Genomic DNA, 10,406 nt, shown 5'->3' with positions numbered 1-10,406 from the left:
CCCCCTCCCCCGATCCGCTGCCCCGCATTCCGCTCAGCTTCTCCAAGCGGCGCGTGCTGCAATCGCTCTTCTTCGCGTCACTCGCCGTGATCCTCGCCTCGTTCCTCGTGCAGCTCTTCTTCTCGCGCGACCTCGACGGCATCGGGGTGTGGCGATCCGTGTGGATCGGCGTCACCGCCATGTGGCTCGTCGTGACCATGGCGGTGCGCAAGCGCCGCAACGTCGCGAAGGGCACCGTCTACCTCGTCGCGCTCATCGGGCTCGTCTGCGTGTACTGGGACTACCTGGGCGGCTGGCAGCGCTGGTCGCTGACCTACGCCGTTCCGATCGTGTGCGCCTCCGCGATCATCGCGCTGCTCATCACCGTGCAGCTGCTGCGCATCGACGTCACCGAGCACCTCGTCTACAGCGGACTCACCGTGCTGCTCGGGCTCGTGCCCTTCGTGTTCCTGCTCTTCGGGTGGGTCACCAACCCCTGGGCGTCGTGGACCTGCGTGCTCGTCAGCCTGCTCGTGCTCGCCGACGTGCAGGTGCTGCGCGGGCGCGAGATGCGGCTCGAACTCGCGAAGCGGTTCCACCTGTAGGGGTGCGGTGGCCCTGGCTGCCGAACGACGTAGCGCCTGTGCTGAACGCCGTTTCGGCCGTGCCCGGTGCGACATGGGGCTGCTGCTACGTTCAGGGAATGCAGCACGCGACACGCTATCGCCTCGGCCAGATACTCCTGGTCGCAGCCGTTCTCGCGTTCGCCTGGGCCACTGCGGTCTCCCTGCGAGTCACCCACGGCTACTCGGCCGCCGGACTGGCCTGGATGGTCGCGTCCTCCCTCATCGCACTCGCGTTCGCCACCGCGGGCACGTGGCTGCTCAGCGACCATGTGCGGCAGGCGCTCACGATTTCGATCGGGATCGCGCTGTTCGTCGCCCCGACTGCGTTCGGCGCGCACGCCCTGCTCTCGGCCTACATCGTCGAAGCCGACGGCGCGGACATCGGCGCGTGGTTCATGATGCTGTGCGGCAATATCCTGCTCCCGGCCGGCGGCGCGCTCGTGATCACGGCGAGCATCGCCTTCGCCGTGCAGCGGCGTCGGCGCCTGCGTCGGCTGGTGTCAGTCTGCGAGGGCGGCGCGAGTTGAGCGATCGGACTGGGGAACGGAGCGTGAGTCGCTGCAGGAGGGCTTTGCTCGTAGCGCTTCTCTGGGCAGAAGGCCCGGCTTCTAGAGCTGAAGTTTGACTCCGACCTGGGCAAAGGATCACCTCGCTGAGCCGGTACCGCGATACTCAGCTAGACCTCTACAGAACCGGCTGCGCGCTCGATGAGCGCGTTGACGCGTCAGTTGTGACTCCCTCAAGATGACCGAGAACGGCCTTCTCGAGTGGCTGACCTCGAAGAAGGAACCGTTCGCGGTCATCAGTTGCGCCGTCTGGAGGCGTACCAGCGCGCCGCCGAAATGATGGTTTGACCATGAGCGCGACGGTGATAGTGCTGGTTGCCGCCTCGGGCTGCCTCGTGGTGCTCGGCAGCATCATCGCCGTCGGGCTGCGGGTGGAGCGGCGGTCCAGATGACAGAGCACATCTGGGTCGCCCTCATTGTCGCGATGCAGGGCGTACTCGTCGCCCTGACCGGCACGGTCACGATCGGCGCGCGCCGCACGAAGCGATCGACTGAGGCCGTCAAGGAGCAGGTCGCGAACTCGTACCTGCTCCCGTACGGAGAGCCTTACAGCCTCCGCGACAACATCGACCACAACCAGTCGGCCGTGCTCGGTGAGATCCGCGGCATACGCCGCGACATCGGCCGGCTCGACCGACGCGACAGTGAACGCGGCCGCGAGATGCGCGAGATGCACGCCAAGATCGACGAGCTCGGAACGGCCGACCGCGGCGCCCGTGAATGGCGTTTTTACAGCACGGTGAACGTGAGTACGAGTTCGAGGACCGACTGCTGGCTCACTTGCAGTTCGTGATCGGACAGAAACTCAAGAAGCAGGAGACCTTCTTTCTCAGCTGGAACAAGCCACACGACCAGGGCGACGGGCGCATGTCCATCTGGCTGTCGCCCTACGTGAGTATCGCGTTCCACTTCTCTGGAAGCCGCGACCCGGAACTGAGCAAGGCATTGGTTCTGGCACTGAACGCACTGGCACATACGTCCCGAGGTCTTATCGCTCTCAGCGAAGATGAGGCCAACCGGTTCATTAAGAACAACCCGGACGTGGTGTAAGACAAGACGGACGGCCCCTCTCGGAGTACTGAGAGAAGCCGTCCCTTTGTCGCATCCGGTCTGATGTATGGGGTACACGATGCCCAGTGCGACTCTTCTAGCGTGCAGCTTTACACGCTGTCCATGAAAGGAATTGACCTCTCGGCGAAGCAGGCGCTAACCCTCGTCTCCATTCGACCAGGGATTGGATTCGGGGTGAACCGGTATCACCGGCATCTTGCATCTGACGCACTCCCACCAGCCACCCCACACAGGTGTGACAGGGCCATGACAAGAAGGACATCTGGGAAACATGAGTCCTGACTTGGCGCGGTAGCAGTGTGTTGAGCAGTAAGCGCCCCGCTCCCGAGATGGGAGTGAGGCGCTTGCCGGCCGTCGAAGTGGTCTAGCTATGGGGCAGGAGACTTCGACGACAATCACAAGACTGTCACGTGTGCGAGGAAGTTATCAGTGGTTGCGCTTGCCATCGTGAGTCGACATCCTGCCCCACCCTCGAGCACGAGAAGCAAACCAGAAGCCTGGGGGCCAGCCCTCGGCACGACTCGTCGCGACCTCTGACGAGGCGTCAGCTGCCCGGATTGGCTGAGCGGCCTCCCTCATCGTCTTAGTCCGAGACCTCCTCAGACTGGAGTGCTTGCGCGTCCGATGACGCCGACTGCGGTTCATAGCTCGCAGGCAACGAGAAGTCGATGGACTCCGCGAGAGCGAGCACCGCTTTTGCGCGCTGCAGCTCGCGCTCATCGTTCAGTTCTGCCGCGAGAATCGCCAGTCGTTCGTCTCTCAATACGCCGGCCGCGATTTCCGCTAGCGTCTCAGCAATCACGGTAGCCAGCCCGTCTCTGAGCTCCTCGAGATTTGTCTCGTGAATGAGCAGTCTTCGGTCACTCACCTGCAGGCACGCATCTGGATATCCCTCTCGCGTGAGGCGCTCGTGGGTGGATTTCGCCATGATCTGCGTGACTTCGGCTGCTTTCGCTCGCCGGGTGAATACCGCTTCGACGGTGTAACGAGTGGGCTCACCGTTAACGATCAAGCTGCCCGGAAGGGATCCGACGAGCACCGATTTCAGGCCGAGCGGTCCTTCGTTCAAGACGTCGATCGTATTATTTTCATTCATAACCGAACGTTACCGTTCACGCATGTGCGGCTCACAGGTAGCACCGACTCAGACGCAGCACTCCCCTGCGGGACGCGAGATGAGCAGTGTTCATGTATGGGTAAGCGCAGTAGGGCGGTATGTGTCGGCCAAGCATCGAGAAGTGGATGCCCGTCAACTCCGCCCGACCGCACTACGAACCCCGCTACGCGCGACGCTGCCAGCACCTCTCGCGCCTCGAAAACGCCCCTCCTCGTCCAGGCTGGGAGGGGGCGTTTTCGTCGTCAATCGTCAGTTCAGGGGCGATTTGCTCGCTCTGATCTCGCTCTTGATCTCAGTCGCCGCTTGCTCGATCGCCAGCACGATGCAGGCAGTGAGAAGGTAAGTGATCGCGAAACTGATTCCAATGACGATAAGCGATACGCCGATAGTCAGAAGAACTGGCGCTACCGCCGGCATCTGTTCCGACCAACCCGGAACGACGAAGAGGAACACGCCAACTCCGACCAGGATTAGTCCGGCTAGGAAGGAGAAGATCATCAATCCACGCAATGTCTGCACGGCGTTGCTATCGAGGTACATACGCAGGTTATGTCCGGCGCGACCATATCTAGGTATGCAGCGGCCCGCCACCGTTCGGCGGGCCCGCGGTCTTCCGCTGCGCATGCGCGATGTGCGCCGTGTTGTCGTACAGCACCGAGGCGTCCGCTTGTTCGAGCGTCGCGAAGATGCCCGTCATGCGCCGCTGCGAAGGATCGAGCGCCCACTTCAACACGAGGAAGCGCGCCTTCCCCGCGGTGTCCGTGACGCGGTTCACGATCGCCGTCGGGTGATCCGTCGCGCTGCGCATGATCACCCACGTGTCCCCATCGAGGCGGATCGGTGCAGGTCTACTCATGCGCAGCATCGTACGCTCGGCCGACAACAATCCTGCCTCGCCTAAGAAGCCATGCTGTCCCGATGCTGTCCGGTGCCCTCGTCGGCAACGCCCGCCAGGTAAGCGAGAGGCCCCTAGTTCCTCGGAGTTACGCGGATCTACGGGCCTTCTTCCGTCCCCCCACAGGGATTCGAACCCTGACTGTGCCGATTTTAAGTCGGCTGCCTCTGCCAGTTGGGCTATGGGGGGTCGATCCGATTCTCGCAGATGCGGGTGGCCGAACCGTGCCGCACGGCAGGCGCACTGATCCCGAACCGACGTGCGCAGAAAAGAGTAAGCCCCGCCATTGGGCAGAACGGCGGGGCCTACGGTCTAGGGGCGTCGCGGCGTGCGCGCGACGCGCGGTGCCGGTCTCGGCCGCCCGCGACGCGTCACAGCGGGCGGGCGGGCGGCGGCACCGGTCGGCTACGCGGCGCCGAGACGCTGGCGCAGCTGCTCGAGCTGCCCGGTCAGGGCGGCGGGGAGGCGATCGCCGAACTGGGCGAAGAACTCCTCCGTGAGGTCGGCCTCCGCGAGCCACGACGCCGCGTCGATGGAGAAGAGCTCCTCGAGGTCGGCCTCGGGCACGTCGATCCCGTCGAGGTTGAGCTCGCCCGCCGCGGGCACAGTGCCGACTGCGGTCTCGCGACCCTCGACGGATCCTTCGACGCTGCGAATGATCCAGTCGATGACGCGCGAGTTCTCGCCGAAGCCGGGCCACAGGAAGCGGCCGTCGGCGCCCTTGCGGAACCAGTTCACCTGGAAGATCTTGGGCGCCTGGTCGCCGAGCTCGCGCCCCATGTCGAGCCAGTGGCCCCAGTAGTCGGCCATGTTGTAGCCGCAGAACGGCAGCATGGCGAAGGGATCGCGGCGCAGTTCGCCGACAGTACCCTCCTGGGCGGCGGTCTTCTCCGAGGAGATGGTCGCGCCGACGAAGACGCCGTGCTCCCACGAGAGCGAGCGGGCCACGAGCGGCACGTTGGTCGCGCGGCGACCACCGAAGAGGATGGCGTCGATCGGCACACCGTTCTGCTCGTACCACTCCTGCGCGAGGGTGGGCGTCTGCTGGATCGGCACGGTGAAGCGGGAGTTCGGGTGCGCGGCCACGCGTCCGCTCTCGGGCGTCCACTCGTTGCCCTGCCAGTCGATGAGGTGGGCGGGCACCTCGTCGGTCTTCCCCTCCCACCAGACGTCGCCGTCGTCGGTCAGTGCGACGTTGGTGAAGATGGTGTTGCCCCAGAGCGTCTCGACCGCGACCGGGTTCGTCGACTCGCCGGTGCCCGGCGCGACGCCGAAGAAGCCCGCCTCGGGGTTGATGGCGTACAGCCGACCGTCGGTGCCGGGGCGCAGCCAGGCGATGTCGTCGCCGATCGTCTCCACCTTCCACCCGGGGATGGTGGGCTGCAGCATGGCGAGGTTCGTCTTGCCGCAGGCCGAGGGGAACGCGGCGGAGAGGTGGTACGCCTTGCCGGTCTCGGTATTGGTGAGCTTCAGCAGGAGCATGTGCTCGGCGAGCCATCCCTCGTTGCGGCCCATGACGCTCGCGATGCGCAGCGCGAAGCACTTCTTCGAGAGCAGGGCGTTGCCGCCGTAGCCCGAGCCGTACGACCAGACCTCGAGGGTCTCCGGGAAGTGGGTGATGTACTTGGTCGAGTTGCAGGGCCACGCGACGTCGCTCTCCCCGGCCGCGAGCGGAGCACCCACCGAGTGCACCGTGCGCACCCACTCGCTGCCCGGCGTGATGCCGTCGAGCGCGGCCTGACCCATGCGCGTCATGATGCGCATGTTGAGCACTGCGTAGGGCGAGTCGGTGAGCTCGATGCCGAGCTGGGTGATCGCGCCGCCCACGGGGCCCATGGAGAACGGGACGACGTACATGGTGCGCCCGCGCATCGATCCCTCGAAGAGCGGCGTCAGCTCGGCCTTCATGGCGTCGGGCGCCATCCAGTTGTTCGTGGGGCCCGCGTCGGCCTCGTCGGTCGAGCAGATGAACGTGCGATCCTCGACGCGTGCGACGTCGTCGGGGTGCGAGCGGGCGAGGAAGCTGCCGGGGCGCAGGTTCTTGTTGAGCGGGATGAGGGTGCCGGCCTCGACCATCTCGCCGGTGATGCGGTTCCACTCCGCCTGCGAGCCGTCGCACCAGACGACCTCGTCGGGGCGCGTGAGCTCGGCGACCTCGGTGACCCAGGCGAGCACCTCTTCGTTGCTCGTGGTCGCATCGGCGCGCACGATCTCGGCGAAGGTCATCTCGGTCTCGATGGTCTGCATGAGTGCCATATCGTTCTCCTCAAGGTCCCGCCGCCCGGCGAAGAAGCGGCGACATCTCCATTGTGAGCGCCCCGTTCACCCCGCATTCATCGTTTGCGGTGGAAAAATCGCCCGAATTTGACATATAGTCAAGAGATGCCCGCTGAACCCGTACCCGTGACCGCCGGTTTCGACGAATCAGAACTCGACCGACTCATTCTCGGCAAGCGCATCCGCTTCTTCCGCACCCGCGCCGGGCTCACGCTGGAGCAGCTGGGCGAACGGGTGGGCGTGGTCGCGAGTCAGCTGTCGCTCATCGAGAACGGACGTCGCGAACCGCGGCTCGGCCTGCTGCAGAGCATCTCGCGCGAGCTCGGCATCGACGCCTCCGAGCTGCTGAAGCGTGAGGCGCCGGATCGCCGCAGCACCCTGGAGGTCGAGCTCGAACGGGCGCAGGCGACGTCGACCTACACGCGCCTCGGGCTGCCCCACGTGCGCACGCCGCGCACGCTCCCCGACGACACGCTCGAGGCCCTGGTCGGCCTGCACCGCGAACTCGCCCGGCGATCCCGCGCCGCCGCGACCACCTCGGAGGAGGCGCGGCGCGCGAACACGGCCATCCGCATGCAGATGCAGGAGCGCGACAACTACATTCAGGACATCGAGCTCGTGGCGTCCGACCTCATGCGGCGCATCGGCCACACGATCGGCGCGGTGACGCACCGCGAGGTGGCGATGCTCGCCGAGCTGCTGGGCTTCGGCCTCTTCTTCGTCGACGACCTGCCGTCGAACACGCGGAGCATCACCGATCTCGAGAACGGCCGCATCTACCTGCCGCCGGCGTCGATCCCGGGCGGGCACGGCCTGCGCTCTCTCGCGCTGCAGGCGATGGCGCACCGCGTGCTCGGCCACTCCGAGCCGGCAAGTTACGCGGAATTTCTTGAGCAGCGCCTGCAGATCAACTACTTCGCGGCCGCCTGCCTGATCCCGGAGGCCGCCGCCGTCGACTTCCTGCAGCAGGCGAAGCGCAACCGCAATCTCGCGATCGAGGACTTCCGCGATGCGTTCGGCGTCACCCACGAGGCCGCTTCGCACCGGTTCACGAATCTTGCGACGCAGCACCTCGGACTGCGCGCGCACCACTATCGCGCCGACGGGGCGGGCGCCATCGTGCGCGGGTATCAGAACGATGGGCTGCCGTACCCGGCCGACGACACCGGTTCGATCGAGGGCGAGGTGTTGTGCCACAAGTGGGGCGGCCGCACCGCCTTCAACCGCACGAACCGCACGAGCGAGTTCTACCAGTACACCGACACCCCGGCGGGCACGTTCTGGTCGAGCGTGCAGACCGGAGACGCCGAGCAGGGCCCCTTCGCGATCGCCTGCGGGGTCGCATTCGACGATGCGAAGTGGTTCCGCGGCCGCGATACGTCGGAGCGGCAGGTGTCGACGTGTCCGGATCCGGCGTGCTGCCGTACGCCGAGGCCCGAACTGCTGGCGCGCTGGGAGGGCAAGGCGTGGCCGAGCGCCCGCATGCACGCGCACGTGCTCTCCCCGTTGCCGACGGGCACGTTCCCGGGCGTCGACGACACGGAGATGTACCAGTTCCTCGCGAAGCATGCGCCGGAAGCTTAGGACGAAAGCGCAGCTTTCGTCGCTTCCGGCGCGGCGCCTACAGGCGCCGGAAGCTGAGGCCGAAAGCGCAGCTTTCGTCGCTTCCGGCGCGGCGCCCACAGGCGCCCCGCCCCGCCCGCCTTCGCCCCGCCTTCTCGCTGAGCGGTCAGTTCGGTGCGTTATGCGCGCGCATTCTGCACGGAACTGACCGCTCGAGCGGGCGCGCGGTGGAGCGGAGGAGCGGAGGAACGGGCGTGCGGAGTTGCGGGCGAGCGCAGGAGCAATGCGGCAATGCCGGCGCACCGCCGCAGAACGCGAGAACCCCCGCTGCCGAAGCTGCGGGGGTTCTCGGTGCGGGGCGTCGCTCAGGCCTTGGGGCGCGAGGCGAACTCCTCGAAGATGGCGCGCGGCTGCTGCACGGCCTCGATGTTGACGGTGTCGCGGCCCAGGAAGAAGTGGCCGACCCAGCCGCCGAACACGCGCCACTTGCGCTCCCACGAGGGGATGGCGAGGCCGTGGTAGAAGCGGTGCGCGAGCCACGCGAAGTAGCCCTTGAGCGCGAACTTGCCGGACTGGAAGACGCCGGTGTTGACGCCGAGACCGGCGACGGCGCCCAGGTTCTTGTGGTTGTACTCGGCGATGCCCTCGCCGCGCAGGTCTGCGACGATGTTCTTCGCGAGCAGCTTGCCCTGGCGCACGGCGTGCTGCGCGTTGGGCACGCAGAATCCGCCGGGCCCGGGGGTCGACGAGATGTCGGGCGTCTGCGAGGTGTCGCCGGCGGTCCAGGCGCCCTCGAGCGGCACGCCGTCCTCGGTCGTGATGCGCAGCGACGGGCTGCCGATGACGTGCCCGCGGGGGCCGATCGGCAGATCCGTTCCGCGGAGGAACGGGCGGGGCATGACGCCCGCGGTCCAGACGATCAGGTCCGACTCGTAGGTCTCGCCGGTCGAGAGCTCGATCTTGCCGTCGAGCGCCGACGAGAGCTGCGTGTCGAGGTGGATCTGCACGCCGCGGCGGGTCTGATCCTTCACGACCCAGTCCGCGGTCTCCTGCGACACCTCGGGCATGATCCGGCCCATCGCCTCGACGAGGTGGAACACGGTCTCGTCGAACGTGATCTCGGGGTACCGGCGCAGCAGCGCGGTGGTGAACGAGCGGAGCTCGGAGATCGTCTCGATGCCCGCGAAGCCGCCGCCGACGACCGTGACGGTCAGCAGGCGCGCGCGCTCGGCGGATCCCTTCGGGAGGGTAGCCGCGCGCTCGAAGTTGCCGACGAGGCGATCGCGCACGGCGACGGCCTCCTCGATCGTCTTCATGCCGATCGCGTTGTCGGCGATGCCCGCGATGGGGAACGTGCGCGACACCGAGCCGGTGGTCACGACGATCTGGTCGTAGGCGAAGTCGAAGGGCTCTCCCACGTTGGGCGTGATGGTGACTGTCTTCGTCGCGTGCGAGATGCCGGTCACCTTGCCCGCGATGTTCGCGGTGCGGTTCAGGTGACGACGGCGTGCGACGACCGCGTGACGCGGCTCGATCGAGCCCGAGGCGACCTCGGGGAGGAACGGCAGGTACGCCATGTACGGCAGCGGATCGACGATCGTGACCTCGGCCTCGCCGGCACGGAGCAGCTTCTCCAGCTTCCATGCGGTGTAGAAGCCGGCATAGCCGCCACCAACGATCAGAATCTTCTTCGCCACGAAGCGATCTCCTTGCAGCAATCAGGGACGGACCCGCATTGCGGGCACAGAAAATAGCGGGCGAAACACCCGTACCGAAAGCTTACCGCGTTTTCCCAGCTCCGATGCACGCGCGGCTGCGGGTCAGCCCCGCCAGCCGCTCCGCTCGAGCGCGAGATCGCCGATCGGGTTGACGCCGGGGCCGGCCGCGAGAGCGTGACCCATGAGCGCGTGGAGGCACTTGACGCGCGTCGGCATGCCGCCCGAGCTGACGCCGGCCACCTCGGGCACCTCGCCCACGCTGTCGCGGTCGGCGATGAACTGCTCGTGCGCGCGCCGGTACTGCTCGCGCACGGTCTCGTCTGAGGCGAGCAGTTCGTTGAACTCGTTCATCACGCCGGCGGCCTCGAGACGCGATGCGGCGGCGACGGCCTCGGGGTGGCAGAGGTAGTAGAAGGTGGGGAACGGCGAGCCGTCGGGCAGGCGCGGCGCGGTGGCCACGACGGCGGGCGATCCGTCGGCGGCGCGCGCCGCGATGCCGATGACGCCGCGGGCTTCGCGCCCCAGCTGCTCGGAGACCGCCGCGATGTCGGCTTCGGTCGGTGCGGGATAGGGCGGGCGGGTCATTGCGGGGTC

General features: G+C 66.8%; 11 protein-coding genes and 1 tRNA gene. 5 read left to right on the top strand and 7 right to left on the bottom strand.

Features of this window, described 5'->3' with window-relative positions; genetic code table 11:
• From NS354_RS12150 to NS354_RS12135, 4 genes are all read left to right on the top strand, one after another.
• A partial coding sequence (locus NS354_RS12150) for a DUF6320 domain-containing protein (RefSeq protein ID WP_058594722.1) occupies nucleotides 1–584 on the top strand: 584 nt, incomplete at its 5' end.
• Nucleotides 585–622: 38 nt separating this feature from the next.
• Nucleotides 623–1,132, top strand: a complete 510-nt coding sequence (locus tag NS354_RS12145; protein WP_153002213.1) for a hypothetical protein — start codon at nucleotides 623–625, stop codon at nucleotides 1,130–1,132.
• Nucleotides 1,133–1,559: 427 nt separating this feature from the next.
• Nucleotides 1,560–1,964 carry a hypothetical protein gene (locus NS354_RS12140; protein WP_058594720.1) on the top strand — a complete coding sequence of 135 codons (405 nt, stop codon included), beginning with the start codon at nucleotides 1,560–1,562 and terminating at the stop codon, nucleotides 1,962–1,964.
• Nucleotides 1,961–2,221, top strand: coding sequence for a hypothetical protein (locus NS354_RS12135; RefSeq protein WP_430736006.1), 261 nt, complete (start codon nucleotides 1,961–1,963; stop codon nucleotides 2,219–2,221). Before NS354_RS12140 ends, NS354_RS12135 begins: the two co-directional genes overlap by 4 nt.
• A gap of 604 nt (nucleotides 2,222–2,825) precedes the next feature.
• Here NS354_RS12135 and NS354_RS12130 read toward each other — a convergent pair.
• The 5 genes from NS354_RS12130 to NS354_RS12110 form a co-directional block, all read right to left on the bottom strand.
• Nucleotides 2,826–3,338: a hypothetical protein gene (locus NS354_RS12130; RefSeq protein WP_058594718.1), complete on the bottom strand. Its 513-nt coding sequence runs from the start codon at nucleotides 3,336–3,338 to the stop codon at nucleotides 2,826–2,828.
• Between the two features lie 270 nt (nucleotides 3,339–3,608).
• Nucleotides 3,609–3,899 (bottom strand): hypothetical protein, encoded by a 291-nt coding sequence (locus NS354_RS12125; protein ID WP_058594717.1) that lies wholly within the window; start codon nucleotides 3,897–3,899, stop codon nucleotides 3,609–3,611.
• 28 nt (nucleotides 3,900–3,927) lie between these two features.
• Nucleotides 3,928–4,215: a hypothetical protein gene (locus NS354_RS12120; RefSeq protein ID WP_058594724.1), complete on the bottom strand. Its 288-nt coding sequence runs from the start codon at nucleotides 4,213–4,215 to the stop codon at nucleotides 3,928–3,930.
• Between the two features lie 154 nt (nucleotides 4,216–4,369).
• Nucleotides 4,370–4,443: transfer RNA gene (locus tag NS354_RS12115), tRNA-Leu, on the bottom strand.
• Between the two features lie 216 nt (nucleotides 4,444–4,659).
• Nucleotides 4,660–6,510 (bottom strand): phosphoenolpyruvate carboxykinase (GTP), encoded by a 1,851-nt coding sequence (locus NS354_RS12110; protein WP_193750779.1) that lies wholly within the window; start codon nucleotides 6,508–6,510, stop codon nucleotides 4,660–4,662.
• 126 nt (nucleotides 6,511–6,636) lie between these two features.
• Here NS354_RS12110 and NS354_RS12105 point away from each other — a divergent pair, with 126 nt between their 5' ends.
• Nucleotides 6,637–8,115, top strand: coding sequence for a helix-turn-helix domain-containing protein (locus tag NS354_RS12105; RefSeq protein WP_058594716.1), 1,479 nt, complete (start codon nucleotides 6,637–6,639; stop codon nucleotides 8,113–8,115).
• Nucleotides 8,116–8,459: 344 nt separating this feature from the next.
• Here NS354_RS12105 and NS354_RS12100 read toward each other — a convergent pair whose 3' ends face one another.
• Nucleotides 8,460–9,791, bottom strand: a complete 1,332-nt coding sequence (locus tag NS354_RS12100; protein ID WP_010156511.1) for an NAD(P)/FAD-dependent oxidoreductase — start codon at nucleotides 9,789–9,791, stop codon at nucleotides 8,460–8,462.
• A gap of 123 nt (nucleotides 9,792–9,914) precedes the next feature.
• Nucleotides 9,915–10,397: a DUF501 domain-containing protein gene (locus NS354_RS12095; RefSeq protein ID WP_010156510.1), complete on the bottom strand. Its 483-nt coding sequence runs from the start codon at nucleotides 10,395–10,397 to the stop codon at nucleotides 9,915–9,917.
• Nucleotides 10,398–10,406: the final 9 nt, after the last annotated feature.

The organism is Leucobacter chromiiresistens, assembly GCF_001477055.1.
In the GTDB taxonomy this organism is placed as follows: Bacteria; Actinomycetota; Actinomycetes; order Actinomycetales; family Microbacteriaceae; genus Leucobacter; species Leucobacter chromiiresistens_A.
The sequence above is the reverse complement of the archived record's forward strand: the minus strand, read 5'-3'. Positions and strand labels throughout refer to the sequence as shown.